This is a genomic window from Cohnella ginsengisoli, from assembly GCF_029525555.1.
Classification (GTDB): Bacteria; Bacillota; Bacilli; order Paenibacillales; family Paenibacillaceae; genus Cohnella; species Cohnella ginsengisoli.
In genome coordinates this window covers 659,213-682,649 of record NZ_JAPDHZ010000004.1, presented here as the reverse complement: position 1 = coordinate 682,649, position 23,437 = coordinate 659,213, and the positions used below count along the sequence as shown (strand labels likewise).

The window sequence follows — 23,437 nt, the reverse complement described above, 5'->3', positions numbered from 1 at the left end:
TCCTCCTTCGTCTATAAGCCGATCCCTATCGTCAATTCCGTTCTAGCTCTCATGATACCGCATGCAGGGCAAAAGCGGAATGGAGCGCGGTGAGCGCGGCCGCCATATCCTCCTCCTGCACGAGCACCCAAATCGTCGTGTTCGAGTCCGCGGACTGCAAGATCGGGATCTGCCGTTCGGCAAGCGCCTCCACGATCTTCGCCATGACGCCCGGCTCTCCGTTCATGCCGCCGCCGATGACCGACACCTTCGCGCAGCCGGTGCGTACACGCGGTTCGAAGCCCATCTCCGCGAGCAGCTTCTCCGCGAGCGGCGCGTCGAAGTCCGTCACCGTATAGAGAACGCCGGCAGGCATGACATTAATGAAGTCAACGCTGATGCCGTTCCTCGCCATCGCCCGGAACACCTCAAGCTGCGGATTAAGAGAGGCGCCTCCAGCCGAAACGGCGATTTGCGTGACGCCTTTGACATGCGCCAGCCCCGTCACCGTCCGGTCGCTCCAACCGATGTGGCCTTCCGCCGCGTTGGCATGCGTGACGAGCGTCCCCTCTCCGTCTGAAAAGGTAGAGCGGACGCGGACGGGGATGCCCGCCCTCATCGCGATCTCGACGGCTCTCGGATGAATGACCTTCGCCCCGTTATGGGCCATGTTGCAAATCTCGTCGTAGCTGACGACGGCGAGTTGACGGGCTTCGGATACGACGCGCGGATCGGCCGTCAAAATGCCGTCCACGTCCGTATAGATATCGACCACGTCCGCTTGAAGCGCGGCGCCGAGCGCGGTAGCCGAGGTATCGCTTCCGCCGCGCCCGAGCGTGGTGATCTCCCCGTCGGCCGTGGCCCCCCTGAAATCCGGTCACGATGACGATCTTGCCCTCCGCAAGACTTGCGAGGATCCGCTCGGTTTTCACCTCGACGATGCGCGCGGCGCCGAACTTGTCGTCCGTGACGATTCCCGCTTGGGCGCCCGTAAGAACGACGCTCGGCAGGTCATGGGCGCCGAGCAAGCTGCATAAAGTAGCTGCGGAGATTAACTCTCCGCAGCTCATCAGCAAGTCCTTCTCCCTTTCGGCCAAACCGGCGCCGTTCGAGCCGATCCACTCGAGCAGGGTGTCCGTCGCGTAAGGCTCGCCCAAACGCCCCATCGCGGAAACGACGACGACCAAACCGGCACCAGCCTCGTATTCGCGCCGAATATGACGGAGGACGTGCGTCCGAGCGTTAGCGTCGGACAGCGACGTCCCTCCGAATTTTTGAACCGTAACCATCGATGCATCCTTCCTCGCCTCAAAAATGTCGGAACCACGGTGTCTTGGCAGCCGCCCATGAGCGGAAGGGAATGAGACCGCATCCGTCAGACCAGCCCTCCCCGGCTTCGGGAAGGGCTGGGGCTGTCGATTTAGGCGCGTGAAGCTGCGATGTGTTCGGCGATCTGAACCGCGTTCCAGGCGGCACCTTTGAGCAGATTGTCGGATACGATCCACAGATTGAGCGCGCGCGGGTTGGACAGGTCGCGCCGGACGCGTCCGACAAACACCTCGTTTTTGCCCGCCGCGTCGGTCGCGAGCGGATAAAGCTGGCTGTCCGGATCGTCCTGCAGAACGATGCCTGGAGCGCCTGCGAGCAATGTCTTGACTTCGCCGACGTCGAAGTCTTGCTTCAGCTCGACGTAGACCGATTCGGAGTGGCCGTATACGACCGGGATCCGGACGCAAGTCGCGGTGACTTCGAGCGTCTCGTCGTCCATGATCTTTTTCGTTTCCCGGATCATCTTCATCTCTTCGAGCGTGAAGCCGTTATCCTGGAACTTGTCGATCTGCGGAATGGCGTTGAATGCGATCTGGTGCTTGACCGGCAGCGAACCTACCGGCAGAATGTCCGGCTCCGGATCGACGCCGGCGAGCACTTCCTTCGACTGACGCAGCATCTCGTCGATCGCGCGCGCGCCCGCGCCGGACACGGCTTGATACGTCGATACGATGATGCGGGAAATACCGTACCGGTCGTAAAGCGGTTTGAGCGCCGCGACCATCTGGATCGTCGAGCAGTTCGGGTTCGCGATGATGCCCTTGTGCTCCGCGACCTTGCCGATATTGACCTCAGGCACGACGAGCGGCGTCGTCGGGTCCATCCGGTAAGCGTTCGTATTGTCGATGCACACGGCTCCATGCTCCACCGCATGAGGAATAAGCGCCTTGGATACGTCGCCGCCCGCGCTGAACAGCGCGATCTCGACGTCCTTGAAGCTGTCCGGCGTCGCTTCTTCAACCGTATAGGTCCGGCCTTTGAATTCGATCTTCGTTCCGGCGGAGCGCGCCGAAGACAGAAGCTTCAGTTCCTTGATGGGGAAGTTTCGCGCTGCGAGCTGCTTCAAGATTTGTTCCCCAACGGCGCCGGTGGCTCCCACGACGGCGACGTTAAACAACGTAGGCGTAGACATGATGATGACTCTCCCCTCTAATCAAGCGAAAATCTCTATATGGATAAGATCAAGCGTATAAAAACCGTTCGATAATCATCGGCTGCAGCTGCCTGCCTTGAAGGGCGGCTTCGCACGTATCGATCGCCAGATCCATGCGGGCGACGAGCGAGTTGGGCTTCTGCTGCGGATTGTCCTGGCCGAAAGGCACGAAGAAAATGTTCTTCGCGACGAGCAGCCGGGCGATATTCGCGGCGTTCAATCCGAGGCCGTCGTTCGTGGAGATCGCCAGCACGAGCGGCCTGCCGTTGCGCATCTGGGCCTTGGCGGCCATCAGCACCGGTCCGTCCGTCATGGCGTTGGCGAGCTTGCTCGTCGTATTGCCCGTACAGGGAGCGATGATCATGACGTCGAATCGCTTGGAAGGCCCGAGCGGCTCTGCGTCCACGATCGTACTGATGATCTCGTTGCCCGTCATGCGGGTCAACTCTGACTGCCAATGCGCCGACGCCCCGAAGCGGGTGTCCGTCGTCAGTACGCTCTGGCTGACGACCGGCACGACGTTCGCCCCGGCATCTACGAAGCGCTGGATCTGAGGCATAATCTCCGGCAACGTGCAATGCGAGCCGGATAACGCGTACCCGACCGTGATTCCTTGCCAATTCATGGCGCTTCCCCCCTGTTTGTAGTCGTCCAGAATGCTCTGGCACAGACTGTTCGCGATGATGCGTCCTGCCGTCTTGGGGGCGACGATGCCGGGCAATCCGGGTGCCAATAGCGCCTTGATGCCGCGCTTCTCCGCGAACCGGAAATCGGTGCCGCCGGGCTTGGATGCAAGGTCGATAATGACCGCGCGAAGGGGGAAGTTTGGAGATCACTTGTGCTGTGACTATCATATTCGGTATCGTATTAAAAATCAAGTCAATATTCCCCGCCAGACGCGCCAAATCAGCGATGTAGAAGGGTTCGAAGCCCATCTCGTACGCCCTCGCGAATGCGTCTTCCCGACGCACGCCAGCCATCACGGACGCCCCCAGCCCCTGCAGCGTGCGGGCCATCGTCATCCCCGTTCGGCCCAGTCCGAGCACCATGCATCTCGAACCGTGAATCGTAATGTCCGTATGCTGAATCGCCATCATCAAGGCGCCTTCCGCCGTCGGAATCGAATTGTAAATGGCCACGTCGTCCCGTTCGAAGAGCTCCACGACCGTCAGCCGGTGCTTCTCTCCGAGCTTGCGCAAATGGCTCCTTGCGAGCCCGGTGTAAACCTTGCAGGTTTTCGGCAAAGCGGCCGCGTGATCGTCCGTCAACTTCAATTCTCGATCCGTGAAAATCGCCGAAATCGCACCGTCCTCTTCCGTGCCGGCCACCGGCAGCAGCAGCGCGTCGGCGCTTCTAAGCGCATCCGGCGTCCACTCCGCCTTGGTCACGCCGGAAAAAGGCGTGTCGAGACGCTCGAATCCCATCAGCGTTACCGTCGCATCCAGCTCGGTAAGCCTTCGAATGACTTCGAGCTGCCGCGCGTCGCCTCCGGCGACGATAATATGCACGCCCGTAAGCATGGCTTCTCCCTCCTTTGACCTTGGCGCCTAGCGGCTTCCTCAGCGCAGACGGCCCAGATCGATGCCTCCCGGGCGATGGCGTCGCGGCTCGGGCGGCACGCATCGCGACTTGCATAGATCATCGTATGCAGACGCCCCCCGGCAGGTGCGGAGCAAGGCGTTGCCGCAATGGGCGACAAAAAAGCGCGAAGCGGTTTTTCGCCTCGCGCCGTACGATCTTATTCAACGGCCGGCCGGCCGTCCATTGCCAACGGGCCGATCGGCCTCGTTCCTCCTTACTTCGTCACGCGACCCGGCCTCCATTCGCAACATTAGACCGCCGAGGGACGCTAACGCTTTCACAGGCCATGAAAAAACGTCTTGCAGGGCATGCATACCCTGCAAGACGTTTACGTTCAAACGCCCGTATGTCCGAAGCCGCCTGCGCCGCGTACCGTATCCGGCAGCTCGTCGGTCTCCTCGATCGCGACCTGCGGCACCCGCTGGAATACCATCTGCGCGATGCGCTCGCCGCGCTCGATCGCGAAAGGCTGCTGTCCCAAATTCACGAGCAGCACCTTCACTTCGCCGCGGTAATCCGCATCGATCGTTCCCGGCGAGTTCAGGCAGGTAATGCCGTGCTTGTAGGCCAGACCGCTGCGCGGCCTGATCTGCGCCTCGAGTTCGGCGGGCATCGCCATCGCGAAGCCCGCCGGGATCAAAGCCCGCTCGCCCGGCGCGAGCACGACCGGTTCGGCGACCGCGGCGTGCAGATCGAATCCCGCCGCCCATTCGGACATGCGGCGAGGCAGCGGAACGTCCTCATTCCCCGGCAGCCGCTTCAACTGGATTGGATACAACGAACTCCCTCCCCTATTCCCGACAACACCTTTTCTTGCGAGCCGACGAGCGCCAAAGCCGCCGGCTGACTCATAATACGGTTCATTATGTGCGCGACGTCGTCCATCGTGACGGCATCGATCCGTTCGATCATCTCGTCGAGCGACAGATGCCGTCCGAGCATCAGCTCGTTTTTGCCGAGCCGGTTCATGCGGCTGCTCGTGCTCTCGAGGCTTAAGATAAGGTTGCCCTTGAGCTGCTCCTTGCCGCGGCTCACTTCGGCTTCGCTCAGTCCTTTGGCATGCACTTCGGCGAGCATCTCCATCGTCAGATCGTATACGTCCCGCGTCTGCTTCGGCGCCGTGCCCGCGTAAACGGTGAACAGCCCGCTGTCCGCATAGCTCGTATGGTACGAATAGACCGAATAAGCCAACCCGCGTTTTTCCCGAATTTCCTGAAACAGACGCGAGCTCATGCCGCCGCCGATCGCATTGTTGAGCAGCGTCATCGCATACATCTTCGGATCGTCGATCGGACAGCCCGGGAAGGTAAGGCACAAATGGTTCTGCTCCGTCTTTTTGGCATGGAACAGCGCATCCGGCCTGAATGCGGGCGCGGACAACGTAGGCGCTTTCGAGTGAATCGCAAAATCGCCGAAGTGTTTTTCGAGCAAATTCAACACGCTCTCGTCCACATTGCCCGCGAGGCTGACGACCGTATTTTCGATCGTATACCTGCGCGACATGTAGCCTCGCAAATCGTCCGGTCCCATCGCGTGGAGGCGCTCTGCGGTTCCCAGGATCGAGTAAGCCAGCGGGTGATCGCCGAACGCCGCCGTCGAAGCCAGGTCGTGAACCGTGTCGTCCGGCGTATCGTCATACATGGCGATTTCTTCGAGGATCACGTTCTTTTCCTTCGCCAGCTCTTCTTCGGCGAGTTGGGATTCGAAGAACATGTCCGACAAAATATCCACGGCGATCGGCAAATGCTGATCGAGAACCTTGGCGTAATAGCAGGTGTACTCCTTGGCGGTGAAGGCGTTGACGTTGCCGCCGATCCCGTCGAAGCGGTCGGCGATATCCTTCGCCGAATGGCGGCGCGTGCCCTTGAACAGCATATGTTCGACGAAATGCGAGATTCCGTTGTCCGCCGTCGTCTCGTATCGGGACCCCGTCTTCACCCAAATGCCGAACGCGACCGACCTGCTGGTCGGGATATTCTCGATCATCACGCGCAAGCCGTTCTTCAGCGTGTACTTGTTCAACCGTTCTCCCCCCTTGCCATGAATGATAACATGATATCAAAAATCGACATCCCTCACAACCGAAGATGCGCCCAAAGCGACTCCATGAACAATTAATTACCCGGCGCCGCGGCATCCAACCGGCGTTCGGACAGCACCTCGGATACCGTTCCCGGTACGAGCCCCTTCGCCCTGGACTGACGGATGATTCCCTTCAGCGCTTGCTCCGTCGTCGATGTCGGATGCATGAGAATAAGCGTGCCCGGACCTACGCCGGCCGCGATCTTGGCGACGACGCCCGCAGCGGGCGGACGCTTCCAGTCCACGGTATCCAACGTCCACAGGACGGTGGTCAGACCGAGGCCGGCGGCGATCCGTACCGTTCTGGCGTCAAAATCGCCGGAGGGAGGCGCGAATAAGCGATTGTCGATATCCAGCGTCTTTTTCAGCAGCGTTTGCGTCTTTGCGATCTCTTCGAGCTGCTTGGCGTCCGTAATCGTACTCATGTTTTTGTGGGAGTACGCGTGATTGGATACCTCGTGACCGCGCCTTTTAATCTCTTCCGCCGCATCCTTGTTTTTGCTTAGCCAGCTTCCGTCGAGGAAAAACGTCGCTTTCACATGCTCTTCGTCCAACGTATTTAATATAGAAGATAAATATTCATTGCCCCATGCGACATTGATCATCAGACCGACCGCAGGCTTGGCCGAATTGCCGCGATAGACCGGCGAAGGCGGCAGATCCCGCAGCGATACTTTTGGCGCGATCTCCTTGAACACCCATGGCACCTTATCAGGCGCAGCCGATGCGGACTCGGCCGTCCAACCCGCGGCGACTGCTTTGGCATATGTCGCTTCCACGTCCACCGTTCTGCCGTTATACCCCGGTATTGCTTTCCACACGCGGTCGAGAACGGCGTCCCTCGGCGGAATCGCGCGCTTTTGCGCTTCCGCCTTCAACCACGCTTTCAGTGGTTTTCCCCCAACCGCTTGCTCTTCCGCCGCCTGCCGCCCCCTATTGCCGAGGAATCCCGTCTCCGCGTACGTCGCCTTTCCGCTCGCGGACTTGGCGGATTCCACGAAGGCGTGCAGCGGACCGTACCGCCCCGCCCCGAGCAATAGGACGAGCAGCGCCAGCATAACTGCAGATGGCCAACGCGTTTTGCTCATGGCTGATTCCCAGCCTCCCATCCGGGCGCGGACGCGCCCATCGCTTGTCTACATCCTATGCAAATAAGGCGAATAATATGAAACGGGACCGCGAGCGGAGATCACCCGACTGCGGCAAGCGATTTATAACCAAATAAAAAAAGAGACTGAAAAAACCGGTCTCTTTTGCTTGTGGTATTCGGTTGGATGGGCTGGCGGCCATTACTGGCCGCTCTGTACCTGCTCGGCCGTGAGCATCGCCTTGCGGGACAAGTTGACGCGGCCCATGTTGTCGATCTCGGTGACCTTGACCATGATCTTGTCTCCGATGGCGACGGCGTCTTCGACCTTGGCTACGCGCTCGGTCGACAGCTGGGAGATGTGAACCAGGCCGTCCTTGCCCGGCAGGATCTCGACGAATGCGCCGAACTTCTCGATGCGCTTGACCGTGCCTAGATACGTCTCGCCGACGATGGCTTCGCGGACGATGCCTTCGATGATCGAGCGCGCTTTGTCGTTGGCAGCCGCATCCGAGGAAGCGATGTAGACGGTGCCGTCCTGCTCGATATCGATCTTGACGCCGGTATCCTCGATGATTTTGTTGATGATCTTGCCGCCGGAGCCGATGACGTCGCGGATTTTGTCCGGATTGATGTGCATCGTAATGATCTTCGGCGCGTATTTGCTCAGTTCCTTGCGCGGCTCGGTCATGACTTCCATCATCTTGCCGAGGATGAACATACGGCCTTCCTTCGCCTGCTCGAGCGACTGGGTCAGGATGGAACGGTCGATGCCGTCGATCTTGATATCCATCTGGATCGCGGTGACGCCCTTCGCCGTGCCTGCCACCTTGAAGTCCATGTCGCCAAGATGGTCTTCCATTCCTTGAATGTCCGTCAGGATCGTGAAGTGATCGCCGTCCTTGATGAGACCCATCGCTACGCCCGCGACAGGCGCCTTGATCGGCACGCCTGCGTCCATCATCGCCAGCGTGCTGGCGCAGATGCTCGCCTGGGAAGTCGACCCGTTGGATTCGAGCACTTCGGAAACGAGGCGGATCGTATACGGGAACTCGGCTTCGGACGGGATAACTTTCAGCAGCGCGCGCTCGCCGAGTGCGCCATGACCGATCTCGCGGCGTCCCGGCGCGCGGAGCGGACGGGCTTCGCCGACCGAAAACGGCGGGAAGTTGTAGTGGTGCATGAAGCGCTTGGATTCTTCGAGGCCGATGCCGTCGAGAATTTGCACTTCGCCGAGCGGACCGAGCGTACAGATGCTGAGCGCTTGGGTCTGCCCGCGGGTGAAGAGGCCGGAGCCGTGCGTGCGCGGCAGCAGCGATACGTCGCCGGAGATCGGACGGATCTCTTCCGGCTTGCGGCCGTCTGGGCGTACCTTGTCGTGCGTGATCAGGCGGCGCACTTCGTTTTTGACGATGTCGTAGAGCACTTCCTTGACGTCGCCGAGCTTGCCTGGCTCGTCCGCGTAGACTGCGGAGAAATGCTCGACCGTCTCGGCGTTGATCGTGTCGATCGCTTCTTGGCGGGCATGCTTTTCTTCGATGCGGACAGCTTCGACGAGCCTCGCTTGGGCAAACGCATTGACGTCGCTCTCGACGGCGGCGTCCACGGCATGCAGCTTGACCTCCATCTTCGGCTGGCCTGCGACGGCGACGAGCTCATTAATCGTGTCCACGATCTTCTTGATCTCTTCGTGGCCGAACATGATCGCTTCGAGCACGTCGGCTTCCGGCACTTCGTCGGCTTCGGCTTCGACCATCATGATCGCGTCCTTCGTGCCTGCCACGACGACGTGCATGTCGCTTTTTTCTTCCTCGGCGACGGTCGGGTTAATGATGAACTTGCCGCCGACTCGGCCGACGATGACGCCGCCGATCGGGCCGTCGAACGGAACGTTGGAGATGGCGAGCGCCGCGGACGTGCCGATCATCGCCGCGATCTCCGGCGGGCAGTCCTGGTCCACGCTCATGACGAGGCTGACGATTTGCACGTCGTTGCGGAAGCCCTCGGGGAACAGCGGGCGGATCGGGCGGTCGGTCAAGCGGGAAGCCAGGATGGCTTTTTCGCTGGGACGGCCTTCGCGCTTGATGAAGCCTCCCGGAATTTTGCCGACGGCGTACAATTTTTCTTCATAGTTGACGGTGAGCGGGAAAAAATCCAGGTCCTTCGGTCCGGAAGAAGCCGTGACCGTAGATAAAACGACCGTATCTCCGTAGCGGACGACAACGGCGCCGTTCGCCTGCTTCGCCAGACGTCCCGTCTCCAATGATAACGGGCGGCCGCCGAGCGACATCTCTACTTGGTGTGCCAGTGCAATCCCTCCTCTAAATTAGACATATGTAAATTCGACATACGCTCTATTATTTCCTGCCGGACGATTCTTAGGCGCCGGTAACAACCCCTAAGCTTGAAAAAAGCAACCCGCCGCCCCGGGCCGATGCCCGACTGGCTAAGCAGGTTGCTTGTGTCGCGAAGCGAATTAACGGCGCAGGCCGAGCTTCTCGATCAGCGCGCTGTAACGCTTGACGTCCTTGTTCTTCAGGTATGCCAGCAGCTTGCGACGTTGGCCGACCATCTTAAGCAGGCCGCGGCGCGAGTGGTGGTCCTTTTTGTGGGACCTGAAGTGGGTCGTCAGATTGTTGATGTTTTCCGTCAGGATCGCGATTTGAACTTCCGGGGATCCGGTGTCCGAAGCGTGCGTCTTGTGCAGCTCGATCAGTTCTTGTTTGCGCTCTTGCGTCAATGCCATCCCAATCACCTCCGTGTTCGATTTGTCTAATCGCCTGTGGCCGAGCTGGCGCCGGTGAGAGCGTCCGGCCAAGCCAAGGTTCATGTGAAGCCGGCACTGCCGACAACGTTCAATAGTATAGCACAATGTCTATAATCATAGCAACAAGCGTCTCAATCCGATGCGGCTGCCTCAGCGCAAACCGAGCAAACGCAGCTCCTCGCGGGCCTGCTCGGCGTCTCTGCCGATCTGCGACTTGAGCTCGTCGAAGGAAGCGAACTTCGTCTCCGGTCGCAAAAAGCGGTGGAACCGCACGGTCAGCGTACGCCCGTACAGATCGCCTTCGAAATCGAACAGATTGGTCTCGAGCCTCGGCGCGCCGCCCGGCGCGTCGAACGTCGGTCGAACGCCGACGTTGATGACGCCGCCCAACACGCGCGCCTCATCGTCCGCGCCGCCAACGGTTACCGCGTAGACGCCATGCCGCGGAATGACGTACTGCACGGCCGGCTGCATATTGGCCGTCGGAAAGCCGAGCAAGCGGCCGCGCGCGTCGCCGTGGACGATCTCGCCCGAAATCGCGTAAGGTCGTCCGAGCAGCAAGGCTGCCGCTTCGCAATCGCCGGCCGCCAGACATGCGCGAATCCGGGTGCTGCTGATCTTGGCGTCGCCTTCGAAGACCGGCTCGACGACGCGAACCGAGATGGCGCCTTCGCTAAGTCGCCGGAGCGCTTCCGCGTCGCCTTGACCGCGGTGGCCGAACCTGAAGTCGAAACCGACGACGGCGCTTCGGACCCCCAGCGGCAGCAGCAGGCGCCTAACGAAGCTCTCCGCAGACACTTCCGCAAAGCCGTGATCGAACGCCACGACATAAGCCAACTCGACGCCCAGCTCCGCGAACAGCGCCAGCTTGTCCTCAAGCGGCGTCAGAACGGTATGGTAGCCGTCCTTGCCGAGCACGGTTCGCGGATGCGGGCTGAACGTCAGCACGGCAGGCGCGAAGCCCTGCTCTCTCGCGGACGCCACCGCCTGGCGGATCACCTCGGCGTGCCCTCTGTGCACGCCGTCGAAAAAACCGATCGCCAGCGTGATGCGGTCCCGGCAGGCGCCGGGCGGCAGCCCGCCGTCCACCGTCAACATCGTATGAGTCAAATCGTAACGTTCCACCCTGCCGTCCTCCCGCATCTTCGAAAGAGCGCGGACCGCCGTCAGGCGGTCCGTAAGTCACTCTTCCGGATGAAATACTTTGACAGCCTTGAGCCGTCGGCCCGGCATATCCGACTCGAACAGGCCCAGAAAAGCGCCGTCATCGCGATAGAGGCGCCACAAACCGGCCTGGTCGGGCACCGGGGCGAGCAGCTCGAACGGAATCGGCTTTCCCTGCCGCGCGTTCGATGCCGCCGCCGATCCGCCGGTCGCGCGCGGAAACGGAACGAGGCTGTCAGCCGGAACGAGCCGGTTTCCCAGTTCTCCGCTCTCCCGCAAGCGCGCGATCTCCTCGAGCGTCAAGCTGTCGTCTGGCGCGAGCCCCGCGCTTTCCGTCCGCTTCAGAACGGCCATCGCGGCAGGTACGCCAAGTTTGCGGCCGATATCGACACAAAGCGTGCGGATGTAAGTGCCCTTCGAGCAGCGAACCGAAAACGACGCCTCGGGCTGCGGCACGCCGGTCTTGATCTCCCCCGATCCGGATCTCGTGAATCGTCACCGGGCGCGCCGGGCGTTCGATCGTCACGCCTTCTCTCGCCAGCTCGTATAGCCGCTTGCCGTCGATCTTCAAAGCGGAAACCATCGGCGGCACCTGCATAATGTCGCCGACAAAAGAGAGAATCGTCTCCCTGATCGCGGCTTCCGTCAATTCGCCGGCGTCGCGCGTTTCCAGCACCTCGCCGGTCAAGTCCTCGGTATCGGTGGCGATGCCGAACCGGATCGTCGCCTCGTACGTCTTGGGGAGCTCCTGCAAGTACTCCACCATTCGCGTCGCCCTGCCGATGCAAATCGGCAGCACGCCGGTCACGGCCGGGTCCAGCGTGCCGGTATGGCCGATCCGCTTGACGCCGAGAATGCGCCGGGCTTTGGCCACGACGTCGTGGGACGTCCAGCCGGCGGGCTTCCATACCGCCAGCACGCCTTCGAAGCTATGCGTTTTGGCTTGCGTCATGCGATTCCAACGCCTTTCTTACGGCTGCCGTCAATTGACCGACCGCATCCTCGAGCGGCGCGGACAATTTGCAACCCGCAGCGCGCACATGACCGCCGCCGCCGAATTGCTGGGAGACGGCCGCGACGTCGACCTTCCCCGCCGATCGAAGGCTGACTTTCACCGAAGTTTCCGCGTTTTGCTTGAACAGGATGCCGACTTCGACGCCCTCGACGTTGCGAGGAAAGTTTACGATCCCTTCCAAATCCTCGTTTTTGGCCCCGGTCTCCGTCATATCCTCGGGCGTCACCCAAAGCCAGGCGATTCGCTTGTCTTCGCTGAAAGACAGACGGGACAGCGCCCGTTGAAGGACGAGCATCTGCTGCAGCGTCATCCGCTCCAGCAGCAGTTCGGCCAACATCGGGCCGTCCACGCCGAGATCGATCAGGCGCGAAGCGATCGCCAGCACGTTCGGCGTCGTATTGCTGTATCGGAATCCGCCGGTATCGGTGAGCATGCCCGTATAGATCGCCGTCGCTGCATCCTTGTCCAGCGCCGCGCCCGTACGCTCGATCAATTCGTACAAGATCTCGGCCGTCGCGGCGGCATCCGGGCGCAGCAAGTTAACGAGGCCAAAGCCGTTGTTGGTCGGATGATGATCGATGTTCAGCATCTCGAAGTTCTCGTCGAACCGCTCCGTCGCGTTGCCGACGCGGCTAAAATCCGCGCAATCGACCGCGATGACATGACGATAGGCGCGCCCGGCTTCGCCGGACGCGTTCGTCTGGATCTGGTCGCTCCCGATCAAGTAATGCAGGCGTTCGGGAACGGGGCCTTCATTGTACATGGCGTAGCTTTTGCCCAACTTGCCCAGCAGCCAGGCGACTGCCACCGTGGAGCTGATGGCGTCGCCGTCGGGCTGAACGTGCGAGACGACGAGAAAGTCGTCCCGCTTCCGGATAAAGTCGATCGCGGCGTCGAGCTGTTCTATCCAGGCGTTCATGAAGGCTGATTTCCTTTGTTGATATCGGCCAGAAGCGCTTCGATCCTGCTGCCGTACGCGATCGAGCTGTCGAACCGGAATTCGATCTCGGGCGTATGCCGCAGGCGCATGCGGTTGCCGAGCTCCGAACGAAGGAACCCTTTGGCCTTGGCCAACGCATGCAGCGTCGCCTCTTTTTGTTCGTCGCTGCCCAATATGCTTAGATATACGCGAGCCTGGGACAGATCTCCCGTCACGTCGACTCCCGTCACCGTAATAAAGCCGATGCGCGGATCCTTCAGTTCGGTCTGGATCAGCGAGCTGATCTCTTTCTTGATCTGTTCGCCGACACGGCCGACGCGGAATTTAGCCACTGTCCATCCCCCTCTTCCCTGCTTCATGCGCGGATTAACGCTCGACGGACTCCATGATGAACGCTTCGAGAACGTCGCCGATCTGAAGATCGTTGAACTTGTCGAGCGTAATGCCGCATTCATAGCCTTCCGAAACTTCCTTCGCGTCATCCTTGAACCGCTTGAGGGAATCGATCTTGCCTTCGAAGGCGACGACGCCGCTGCGCACGAGGCGCACTTCGGCGTTGCGGGCGACCTTGCCGTCCGTGACCATGCAGCCGGCGATCGTGCCGACCTTGCTGACCTTGAACGTCTCGCGGACCTCGGCGTGGCCGATGACCTTCTCCTTGAATACCGGATCGAGCATGCCCTTCATCGCCTGTTCGATCTCCTCGATCACCTTGTAGATGATGCGGTGGAGACGCAGGTCGACCTTTTCCTGCTCCGCTGCCTGCGCGGCGCGCGGCTCCGGACGAACGTTGAAGCCGATGATGATCGCGGCCGACGCGAGCGCAAGCGATACGTCCGACTCGGTAATCGCGCCGACGCCGCTGTGGATCGTTTTGACGCGCACGCCTTCGACTTCGATCTTCTCGAGGGAGCCCTTGAGCGCTTCGAGCGAGCCTTGAACGTCCGCCTTCAGGATGACGTTCAGATCCTTGATCTCGCCTTCCTTGATCTTGCTGAACAGATCTTCGAGCGTGACCTTCTGATTGGAACGCATCGATTCCTGACGCGTCTTGATCGACCGCTTGTCGGCGATCTCGCGCGCCTTGCGCTCGTCCTCGAACACCATGAACGGATCGCCCGCTTGCGGCACTTCCGTTAAGCCGGTGATCTCGACCGGCGTGGAAGGTCCGGCTTCCTTGACCCGGCGTCCGCGGTCGTTGGTCATGGCGCGGATCCGTCCGAAGCAGTCGCCCGCGACGAACGCGTCGCCGACCTTAAGCGTGCCGTTCTGAACGAGGATACGTGCGATCGGCCCCTTGCCCTTGTCGAGCTCGGCTTCGATGACCGTGCCGCGCGCGCGCTTGTCGGGATTGGCCTTGTAGTCGTTCACTTCGGACACGAGAAGGATCATCTCGAGCAAGCCGTCGAGGTTCAGGCGCTGCTTGGCGGACAGTTCGACGAAGATCGTGTCGCCGCCCCAAGCTTCTTGAACGAGACCGTATTCGGTCAGCTCCTGCTTCACCTTGTCGGGATTCGCGCCCGGCTTGTCGATCTTGTTGACCGCCACGATGATCGGCACGTTCGCCGCCTTCGCGTGGTTGATCGCTTCGACCGTCTGCGGCATGACGCCGTCGTCGGCCGCGACGACCAGAATCGTAATATCGGTAACCTGGGCGCCGCGCGCACGCATCGTCGTGAACGCTTCGTGGCCCGGCGTATCCAGGAACGTAATTTTTTTGCCGTGCACTTCGACCTGATAAGCGCCGATGTGCTGGGTGATGCCGCCGGCTTCGCCGCTCGCGACCTGCGTCTCGCGGATCGCGTCCAGCAGCGTGGTCTTGCCGTGGTCGACGTGGCCCATGATCGTAACGACAGCAGGACGGGTAATCAGATCGGCCTCTTCGTCCGTTTCCTCGATCGTCTCGAAGTTCGTGTCTTCGACCGCGATCTTGACTTCGACTTCGACGCCGAATTCGCCGGCGATGAGCAGGATGGTGTCCATGTCGAGATCCTGGTTGATCGTCGCCATGACGCCCATCATGAACAGCTTCTTGATGACCTCGGAAGCGTCCTTGTGAAGCAGCTTGGCCAGATCCCCTACGGTCATCTCGCCGCGGACGATGATCTTCTTCGGCGTGTTGTCGATCTTCTCGCGCGGAGGCAGGTTGCGGCCCTTGGCGTTCTTGCCGCCTTTGCCCTTGCGCGGCCCGCCGCGTCCGGTCTCCTCGAAGCGCCTGTTGAAGTCGTTGTCCTTGCGCTTCGCGCCGCCATCTCGGTTAAAGCCGCCGCCGCGATTGTCCCCGCCGCGGTTGTCGCTGCGCTGGCCGCCCGGACGGCTGCCGAAGCCGCCGCCTTGACCGCCGCGTCCTGCCGCTGCCGCCGGAGCCGGTGCCGGACCTCTGCCCGCGCCGCCGCCGCCGAAACCGCCGCCGCCCGCAGGACGGTTGCCTTGGTAGCCGCCGCCGCCTTGACCGCCCGCAGGACGGCTGCCTTGATAACCGCCGCCGCCTTGACCGCCCGCAGGACGATTGCCTTGATAGCCGCCGCCTTGACCGCCCGCAGGACGATTGCCTTGGTAGCCGCCGCCGCCTTGGCCGCTCGATGGACGGTTGCCTTGGTAGCCGCCGCCTTGACCGCCCGCAGGACGGTTGCCTTGGTAGCCGCCGCCGCCTTGGCCGCCCGACGGACGATTGCCTTGATAGCCGCCGCCGCCTTGGCCGCCCGATGGACGGCTGCCTTGGTAGCCGCCGCCGCCTTGGCCGCCCGATGGACGATTGCCTTGGTAACCGCCGCCGCCTTGGCCGCCCGATGGACGGTTGCCCTGATAGCCGCCGCCGCCCTGGCCGCCCGATGGACGATTGCCTTGGTAACCGCCGCCGCCTTGGCCGCCCGATGGACGGTTGCCCTGATAGCCGCCGCCGCCCTGGCCGCCGCCTTGACGGTTGCCTTGATAGCCGCCGCCTTGGCCGCTTCCTTGACTGCCGCTCTGCGGACGATCCGAGGCAGGCGCCGAAGAAGCGGTGCCGCTAGCGTTGCTAGGCTGCGAAGGCGCAGCAGCTTGCGGGGCCGGCTCCGATGCTTGCTGAGCTGCGGGAGCGGGAGCAGGCGATGGCGCCGTCGGCGCAGGTTGAGCCGGGCGGGAAGCCACAGAAGCAGCTTCCTCGGAGCGGCGCGCCGGCTGCTGGCCGCTGCCTTGACGGTTCTGCCCGCCTTGCTCGCCTGCCGGGCGGTTGCCCGCAGGCTTGTTCTGCGCCATCTTGGCCGCGGCATTCGCCTTGACGTCGCGGAAAAACTTCTCCACGGACGCGACCATGCCGTCTTCCATGACGCTCATATGGTTGTTGACCGGCTTGCCTACCCGCTCGAGAATCTTCTGCACTTCTTTGCTGCTCATATTCAGCTGCTTGGCGTATTCGTACACCCGCAGCTTATCTTTGTTATCCGATTGTTTATTACTCAATATTCTCCACCTCCGAATGTTGAACGAAGCCCTCGCGAACGAGATTCGCGAAGCCTTGGTCCGTGACGGCGAACAGCACGCGTTCGGGCTTGCCGACGGCGCCTCCCAGGTCGTACCGGGAGTAGCCCGTCATTAGCTCTACGCCATAGCTTGCGCATTTGTCCGCCACTTTCTTGCGCGTATTGTCGGAAGCGTCCCGGGCGATCACCACCAGCTTCGCTTCGCCCGCGCGGATGCTCTTGAGCACCGTCTCGTCGCCCGAGACGAGCTTGCCCGCCCGCATGGCGAGCCCCAGGCGCGACAGCGTCTTATCGTTCGTCGTCATCGCCGTTATCCAACTCCTTCGCGGCAATGAATTCGCCTTCCAGCTTTAAAAATTCTTCCTCCAGCCTGTCGTAAACCTCGGGCGGCACGGGCGCCTTCAGCGCACGCTCCAGCGCCTTCGTCTTCTTGGCCAGCTTGAAGTAGGACAGCTTGCCGCACAGATAGGCGCCCCTTCCGGGCTTTTTGCCCGTCAGATCGAGGGAGATCTCCCCCGTCGGCGACCGGACGATGCGGATGAGCTCTTTTTTTAGGCATCATTTCCTGGCTCGCGATGCATTTGCGCTGCGGTATCTTCCTCGGTCTCAAGGTTCCTCGCCTCCCATGCGGACCGTCTATATGATTGCCGCTTGAAAATTAATCGATCGTCACGCTGTCCTGGTGCATCGCGTCGCCTTCGGTCCGCGGCCGTCCGTATTCCTGCTCCGCCTGCGTCTCGCTCTTGATATCGATCTTCCACCCGGTCAGCTTCGCCGCGAGCCGCGCGTTCTGTCCCTTGATGCCGATCGCCAGCGACAGCTGGTAGTCCGGCACGATGACGCGCGCCATCTTTTCGGCCTCGAACACGATGACTTCGAGCACCTTGGACGGGCTGAGCGCGTTGGCGACGTATTCCTCGACGGAATCGGACCAGCGGACGATGTCGATCTTCTCGCCCTTAAGTTCGTTCACGATCGTCTGTACCCGCACGCCCTTCTGTCCGACGCAGGAGCCGATCGGATCGACCTCGTCCGCGCGCGAGTGGACCGCGATCTTGGAGCGGAAGCCCGCTTCGCGCGCGACCGAACGGATCTCGACCGTGCCGTCGAAAATCTCGGGCACCTCGAGCTCGAACAAGCGCTTGAGCAGTCCGGGATGCGTCCGCGAGAGGATGATCTGCGGCCCTTTGCTCGTATTCTCGACCTTCGTGATATAAGACTTCACCCGGTCGCCCTGCTTGAACTTGTCGGTCGGCATGAGCTCGGTGAGCGGCAGCGCCGCCTCGACCTTGCCTAGGTCGACGTAAAGGTTGCGCATGTCGATTCGCTGGATGATGCCGGTCACGATGTCTTGCTCTTTGTCCACGTACGCGTGGTAGATCAGGCCGCGCTCCGCCTCGCGGATGCGCTGGGTCACGACCTGCTTGGCCGTCTGCGCCGCGATCCGTCCGAAATCCCGCGGCGTCACCTCGATCTCGGCGATATCCTCGATCTGATAGTGCGGATTGATGGAACGGGCCGCGTCGATCGCGATCTCGAGGCGCGGGTCGAGCACCTCGTCGACGACGGTCTTGCGCGCGTACACTTTGATCAGGCCGGTATTGCGGTTGATATCGACGCGAACGTTTTGCGCCGTATTGAAATTGCGTTTATAGCTGGAGATAAGTGCCGCTTCGATGGCCTCGATGAGGACATCCTTGGCGATGCCTTTGTCGCGCTCGATCTCGCCTAAGGCTTCAATAAACTCCATGCTCATGGCTGCTACTCTCCTCCTCTCGCATTTTAAAAGACGATGGCCAGCCTCGCGGAAGCCACTTTATCGTAAGGAATCTCATGGCGCTTGCGTCCGACGGTCACGGTCAGCACGCTGCCGTCGAACCCGTCCAGGCTGCCTTCGAATTCCTTGGCGCCGTCCACCGGCTCATAGGTCGTAACGAATACATGTTTGCCGACAGCAGAAGCGACGTCCTCCGCTTTCTTCAGGGGACGTTCGGCGCCCGGTGAGCTCACTTCGAGGAAGTAAGCTTCGGGGATCGGGTCGGCTTCGTCGAGCTTCCCGCTTAAATATTCGGACACCCGGCCGCAGTCGTCGATATCGATGCCGCCCGCCTTGTCCACGAATACGCGCAGAAAGTAATTGCTGCCTTCCTTGACGTATTCTACATCCACCAGTTCGAAGCCGTTCTCCTCCACGAAGGGGGGCGACCAGCTGCTCGACCGCGGATTTGATCTTTGAAACGCTCAAATGACCAGACCTCCCGATTGCTTCAAATGGATATCTGCGGAATCGCACATGCAAAAGTGCCTATGCAAAACGTAAAGAGTGGGTTTCCCCACTCTTCTGCAGACAGTGATATCCACATGATTACCAGAAATAATATACCATAACCGCCAGGCCCCTTGCAATGCAATATTCAGGAAGCCCGGGGTGCGGAGGACGGCCGGCTTCATCGCATCCGAATGCGCAAGCCTTAGAACAACGCCAGCTGGTTGGATTCGGGCAAGCCGCGGAAGCAGCCCATCGTCGTCAGCAGCTCGATGATCGTCTTCGACGCCTTGGAGCGTTGCTGGAAGTCCTCGATCGACAGGAAGTCACCGTCGGCGCGCGAAGCGGCAATGTTGCGCGCCGCGTTTTCGCCGATGCCGGCGACCGCCGAGAACGGCGGGATGAGCGCGTCGCCGTCTACGATGAAGCGGGTGGCGTCGGACCGGTACAGGTCCAGCGGCTTCACCTTGAAGCCTCTCGCGGTCATTTCCAGCCCCATCTCGAGGATCGGAATCATGTTCTTTTCCTTCGGCAGCGCCTGGAACCCCTTGGCCTCGATCTCCGTCATTCCCTTCAGGATCGCGTCGTATCCTTGGCAGAACAACTCGACGTCGAAATCGGCCGCCCGAACCGAAAAGTACGTCGCATAATAATGAATCGGATAATACAGCTTGAAATAGGCGGTCCGCACGGCCGAGATGACGTAAGCGGCGGCGTGGGCCTTCGGAAACATGTACTCGATCCGCAGGCAGGAGTCGATATACCACTGCGGCACGCCGCAGCGCTTCATCTCTTCGATCCATTCGGGCGTAAGCCCCTTGCCCTTCCGCACGCTCTCCGTAATCTTGAAGGCGAGCGACGCGTCCATGCCCGCCTTGTAGATGAGAAACAGCATGATGTCGTCGCGGCAGCCGATAACGGTCTTGATCGTGCAGGTGCCGTTTTTGATGAGCTCCTGGGCATTGCCCAGCCATACGCCCGTGCCGTGCGACAGTCCCGATATTTGCAGCAAGTCGGCAAACGACGAAGGCTTCGTCTCCTCCAGCATCTGGCGAACGAACCGGGTGCCCATCTCCGGCACGCCGAAGGTGGCGACCTGGGATTTGATCTGGCTCGGCTGGATGCCGAGCGCCTCGACCGAGTTGAACAGGCTCATGACCTTCGGATCGTTCATCGGAATCGTCGTCGGATCGACGCCGGTCAAGTCCTGGAGCATCCGCATCATCGTCGGGTCGTCGTGCCCCAGAATATCGAGCTTGAGCAGGTTGGCGTCGAAGGCGTGGTAGTCGAAATGGGTCGTTTTCCACTCCGCGCTCGTATCGTCCGCCGGATACTGGACCGGCGTGATATCTTCGACTTCCATATAATCCGGTACGACGACGATGCCCCCGGGATGCTGGCCCGTGCTCCGCTTTACGCCCGTCACGCCCTGCGCAAGACGGTTCAGCTCGGCGCCGCGCCAGCTTTTGCCGTGCTCCTCCTGATACTTCTTCGCGAAGCCGAAGCCGGTCTTCTCCGCGACCGTGCCGATCGTGCCCGCCCGGAATACGCCTTTCTCCCCGAACATCTCTTTGGTGAAGTTATGCGCGTGCGGCTGGTATTCGCCGGAAAAGTTCAAGTCGATATCGGGAACCTTGTCCCCCTTGAAGCCGAGGAACGTCTCGAACGGAATGTCCTGTCCTTCGCCGCGCATCATCGTGCCGCAGTCCGGGCAGGCTTTGTCAGGCAAGTCGAACCCGCTCGGCACGCTGCCGTCGAGGAACCATTCCTGGTGCTTGCACGCGGCGTTGCGGCAAAGGTAGTGCGCGGGCAGCGGGTTGACCTCGGAAATGCCGAGGAACGTCGCGACGACGCTCGAGCCGACCGATCCCCGCGAGCCGACGAGATAGCCGTCCCGGTTGGATTTTTTGACGAGCCGCTCGGAAATCAGGTAGTTCGCCGAGAAGCCGTATTTGATGATCGGCACGAGCTCCTTTTCCAGCCGGTCGATGACCACCTGCGGCAGATCCTCGCCGTACAGGCTGCGCGCGGTCGCGTAGCACGTATTGCGGATCTCTTCGTCGGCGCCCTCGATGTTCGGCGTGAACAGCTCGTCGGGGAACAGCTTGATGTCCTCGAAGCGGTCCGCCAGTTCGTTCGTGTTGGTCACGACGACCTCGAACGCTTTGTCCTTGCCGAGAAAAGCGAAGGCGTCCAGCATCTCCGGCGTCGTCCGGAAATGCGCGTCCGGCTTGCGCTGGTCCTTCAGCGGGCTGAAGCCCGTAATGCCATGAATCGTGATGTCGCGGTACAGCTTGTCCCTCGGCTCCAGGTAATGCGCGTTGCCTGTCGCGACGACCGGCTTGCCGAGCCGTTCGCCGATGGCGACGATCTTGCGCAGCGACTGCTCGAGCTCGGCCCTGCTCCCCACGAGCCCCTTGTCCAGCAGGTGCATATAAAAATCGAGCGGCTGAATCTCGAGAATGTCGTAGAACTCGGCGACCTCGGCAGCCTCTTCCTCCGACTTGTTCAGCACCGCTTCGTAAAATTCGCCCTTTTCGCAGCCCGAGACGATAAGCAGACCTTCCCGATGCTCGATGAGCTTGCTTCGGGGAATGCAGGCGACGCGGTGGAAATAGTCCGTATGCGACAGCGAGATCAGCTTGTACAAGTTCTTTTTGCCGGTCGCGTTCAGCATGTAAATGCAGCAATGAAACGGACGCGTCGTTTTCCAGCTGTTCTCGTTCACTTCGTTGAGCCGCGCCATCCGGGTGATGCCTCGGGTCTGCGCGTCCTTGAGCAGCCCCTCGAGCACGCCGGCCAGGGCGATCGTATCGTCGATGGCGCGGTGATGGTTCTCAAGGCTGACTTTATATAGATTAGACAGCGTATTTAACCGATGGTTTTTCATCGTCGGATGCAAATACCGCGCCAACTCCAGCGTATCGAGCACGGGGTTGCCCGGCTGCGGCAGTCCGAGCTGCTTGCAGTTGTGCTGGATGAAGCCGATATCGAATCGGGCATTGTGCGCGACCAGCACGGCGTCGCCGACGAATTCGAGGAATTCGGTCAGCTTCGGCTCAAGCTCCGGCGCGCCGGCGACCATCTCGTCCGTAATGCTCGTAAGCTGCTGGATGTTGTACGGAATCGGCTCGTGCGGGTCGATGAACGTGGAGAAGCGGCCGATCTCCCGGCCTTCCTTCACTTTGACGCCCGCGAGCTCGATGATTTTGTTCGCCGTGACCGACAGGCCCGTCGTCTCGATATCGAATACGACGAACGTCTCGTCCGCGAGCACCGTGTCGCGGGCGTTCAGCACGATGTCTACCGCGTCGTTCACGACGTTGGCCTCTACGCCGTAGATCATCTTGATCCCGTTTTTCTTCGCGGCCTTAGCGGCTTCGGGGAAGCACTGCACGTTCGCATGGTCGGTGACGGCGATCGCCTTGTGCCCCCACTTGGCGGCCGTCTTGATATAAGCGTCGACCGGCGCGATCGCGTCCATCGTGCTCATGGACGTGTGCAAGTGAAACTCGACGCGCTTGTCGGTCGACTCGTCCCTGCGCGGCTTCGGTCCGTTGATCTCCTTCAAATCGCTCGGCATCATGACGAGCTCCGGCGGATTGAGGAACCGGTCGTATTCGACGCGCCCGCGCAGCTTCACCCATTTGCCGTTCGCAAGAAGGTTCAGCATTTTGACGTCTTCCTTCGTTTTGCCGAACATCTTGACGGTGAGCGAATCGGTATAGTCGGTCACATGGAATTGGTAGAGCGTATTGCCGTTGCGGAGCTCCTTGACCTCCAGGCCGAACACCGTGCCCTGCACGGTCGCTTTCTTTTCTTCCTCTTGAATGTTCTGGATCGGCACCGCGTCGTCCTTGATCTCGTAGCCATGCTGCAGCGATTGGGGCGCTTCTCCGCCGGTGTCCTCCGGCGGCGTCTCGTCGGGCATGCTCTCCATAAGCTTGCGGACGTGCAGCCGCTCTTCTTCGAGCTGCCGCTGCATGAACGCCTCGACGGCTTCCTGCTGCTTTTCGCCCACGGCCAGCTTGATCCGGCAGGCGCGGCCGAAGCGCTCCTCGAAAAACTTGGCCGCATACGTATCGACGGTCTTCTTGCGCGCCATCTCCAGGCTCGCCTCGTTCAGCATGAACAAGGTCAACAGTTCGCCTTCCGTCTCGGGCCTTGCTTTGCCCAGCCAGCCGTTGACCGATGCGAACTCGCCTTGCATCCATTCGACGAACAGCGGCCAGTAATGCAGCAGCAGTTCGCTCGTAGCGACGGCTTCACTATGGCGCAGGCACATCTGGATCTGCGCAAGATGACCGAGCTTGTCCCGTACGCGGCTGTGGAATCCGGCGTAAACGGGCGGAGGCAGCAGCGATTCCATCACGAAGTGAAACCGCCAACTGCGGCTTGCCTTGCTCACTTCTACTCTTTCTATGTAACCGTCGCGGAAATGAGCGTCGATCCAATCGCCCGGAATCTCCGCTTGCGCCAGCAGCAGTTCGAATCTTTTCCTCTGATCGGGCTTCGGCAACATAATCGGAGTCTTCATCCCTTTCAACAACAAAAGCCCCCGACTTCGCTCCCGCAAGGCGATCCTGCGGCAGGTTAAAGTCGGGAAGCTTTCT

14 protein-coding genes and 5 pseudogenes are annotated in these 23,437 nt (G+C 60.9%); all 19 read right to left on the bottom strand.

Annotated elements, in window-relative coordinates:
* Positions 1-49: 49 nt before the first annotated feature.
* A pseudogene (gene dapG / locus OMP38_RS24265) lies at positions 50-1,268 on the bottom strand (aspartate kinase).
* Positions 1,269-1,399: 131 nt separating this feature from the next.
* The gene (locus OMP38_RS24260) at positions 1,400-2,440 is read right to left on the bottom strand and encodes an aspartate-semialdehyde dehydrogenase (RefSeq protein ID WP_277567353.1); all 1,041 of its coding nucleotides are present in this window, start codon (positions 2,438-2,440) and stop codon (positions 1,400-1,402) included.
* Between the two features lie 49 nt (positions 2,441-2,489).
* A complete protein-coding gene (locus OMP38_RS24255) occupies positions 2,490-3,086 on the bottom strand; it encodes a dipicolinate synthase subunit B (RefSeq protein WP_277567640.1) in 597 nt (198 codons plus the stop codon).
* Between the two features lie 6 nt (positions 3,087-3,092).
* A pseudogene (dpsA, locus tag OMP38_RS24250) lies at positions 3,093-3,981 on the bottom strand (dipicolinate synthase subunit DpsA); the annotation flags it as partial.
* A gap of 395 nt (positions 3,982-4,376) precedes the next feature.
* On the bottom strand, positions 4,377-4,820 hold the full coding sequence (dut, locus tag OMP38_RS24245) for a dUTP diphosphatase (protein WP_277567352.1): 444 nt from the start codon (positions 4,818-4,820) through the stop codon (positions 4,377-4,379).
* Positions 4,802-6,064, bottom strand: coding sequence for a M16 family metallopeptidase (locus OMP38_RS24240; protein ID WP_277567351.1), 1,263 nt, complete (start codon positions 6,062-6,064; stop codon positions 4,802-4,804). Before OMP38_RS24240 ends, dut begins: the two co-directional genes overlap by 19 nt.
* Before the next feature lie 92 nt (positions 6,065-6,156).
* Positions 6,157-7,212, bottom strand: coding sequence for a polysaccharide deacetylase family protein (locus OMP38_RS24235; protein ID WP_277567350.1), 1,056 nt, complete (start codon positions 7,210-7,212; stop codon positions 6,157-6,159).
* A 201-nt stretch (positions 7,213-7,413) separates the two neighbouring features.
* Positions 7,414-9,519, bottom strand: a complete 2,106-nt coding sequence (gene pnp / locus OMP38_RS24230; protein ID WP_277567639.1) for a polyribonucleotide nucleotidyltransferase — start codon at positions 9,517-9,519, stop codon at positions 7,414-7,416.
* 168 nt (positions 9,520-9,687) lie between these two features.
* Entirely contained in the window at positions 9,688-9,957 is a 270-nt protein-coding gene (gene rpsO / locus OMP38_RS24225) for a 30S ribosomal protein S15 (RefSeq protein WP_090115765.1), read from the bottom strand.
* A gap of 171 nt (positions 9,958-10,128) precedes the next feature.
* Entirely contained in the window at positions 10,129-11,103 is a 975-nt protein-coding gene (locus tag OMP38_RS24220; RefSeq protein ID WP_277567349.1) for a bifunctional riboflavin kinase/FAD synthetase, read from the bottom strand.
* Between the two features lie 57 nt (positions 11,104-11,160).
* Positions 11,161-12,094: pseudogene (gene truB / locus OMP38_RS24215) on the bottom strand (tRNA pseudouridine(55) synthase TruB).
* Positions 12,072-13,076 carry a DHH family phosphoesterase gene (locus tag OMP38_RS24210; RefSeq protein WP_277567348.1) on the bottom strand — a complete coding sequence of 335 codons (1,005 nt, stop codon included), beginning with the start codon at positions 13,074-13,076 and terminating at the stop codon, positions 12,072-12,074. The pseudogene truB and the gene OMP38_RS24210 overlap by 23 nt, the downstream one beginning before the upstream one ends.
* The gene (gene rbfA / locus OMP38_RS24205) at positions 13,073-13,429 is read right to left on the bottom strand and encodes a 30S ribosome-binding factor RbfA (RefSeq protein ID WP_090115762.1); all 357 of its coding nucleotides are present in this window, start codon (positions 13,427-13,429) and stop codon (positions 13,073-13,075) included. Before rbfA ends, OMP38_RS24210 begins: the two co-directional genes overlap by 4 nt.
* Positions 13,430-13,463: 34 nt before the next feature.
* Entirely contained in the window at positions 13,464-16,538 is a 3,075-nt protein-coding gene (infB, locus tag OMP38_RS24200; RefSeq protein ID WP_277567347.1) for a translation initiation factor IF-2, read from the bottom strand.
* Positions 16,531-16,863, bottom strand: a complete 333-nt coding sequence (locus OMP38_RS24195; RefSeq protein ID WP_277567346.1) for a L7Ae/L30e/S12e/Gadd45 family ribosomal protein — start codon at positions 16,861-16,863, stop codon at positions 16,531-16,533. The genes infB and OMP38_RS24195 overlap by 8 nt, the downstream gene beginning before the upstream one ends.
* Positions 16,847-17,168, bottom strand: a pseudogene (gene rnpM, locus OMP38_RS24190) (RNase P modulator RnpM). The gene OMP38_RS24195 and the pseudogene rnpM overlap by 17 nt, the downstream one beginning before the upstream one ends.
* Positions 17,169-17,216: 48 nt before the next feature.
* Entirely contained in the window at positions 17,217-18,314 is a 1,098-nt protein-coding gene (gene nusA / locus OMP38_RS24185) for a transcription termination factor NusA (RefSeq protein WP_277567345.1), read from the bottom strand.
* A 26-nt stretch (positions 18,315-18,340) separates the two neighbouring features.
* Positions 18,341-18,803: pseudogene (gene rimP, locus OMP38_RS24180) on the bottom strand (ribosome maturation factor RimP).
* Positions 18,804-19,029: 226 nt separating this feature from the next.
* Positions 19,030-23,346 carry a PolC-type DNA polymerase III gene (locus OMP38_RS24175; RefSeq protein WP_277567344.1) on the bottom strand — a complete coding sequence of 1,439 codons (4,317 nt, stop codon included), beginning with the start codon at positions 23,344-23,346 and terminating at the stop codon, positions 19,030-19,032.
* Between the last annotated feature and the right edge of the window lie 91 nt (positions 23,347-23,437).

Excerpts from the sequence above, each read along its gene's own strand:
- OMP38_RS24260 (WP_277567353.1), bottom strand. The coding sequence starts at position 2,440 with ATGTCTACGCCTACGTTGTTTAACGTCGCCGTCGTGGGAGCCACCGGC.
- OMP38_RS24255 (WP_277567640.1), bottom strand. The coding sequence starts at position 3,086 with ATGAATTGGCAAGGAATCACGGTCGGGTACGCGTTATCCGGCTCGCAT.
- OMP38_RS24235 (WP_277567350.1), bottom strand. The coding sequence starts at position 7,212 with ATGAGCAAAACGCGTTGGCCATCTGCAGTTATGCTGGCGCTGCTCGTC.
- rpsO (WP_090115765.1), bottom strand. The coding sequence starts at position 9,957 with ATGGCATTGACGCAAGAGCGCAAACAAGAACTGATCGAGCTGCACAAG.
- OMP38_RS24210 (WP_277567348.1), bottom strand. The coding sequence starts at position 13,076 with ATGAACGCCTGGATAGAACAGCTCGACGCCGCGATCGACTTTATCCGG.
- OMP38_RS24195 (WP_277567346.1), bottom strand. The coding sequence starts at position 16,863 with ATGACGACGAACGATAAGACGCTGTCGCGCCTGGGGCTCGCCATGCGG.
- nusA (WP_277567345.1), bottom strand. The coding sequence starts at position 18,314 with ATGAGCATGGAGTTTATTGAAGCCTTAGGCGAGATCGAGCGCGACAAA.
- OMP38_RS24175 (WP_277567344.1), bottom strand. The coding sequence starts at position 23,346 with ATGTTGCCGAAGCCCGATCAGAGGAAAAGATTCGAACTGCTGCTGGCG.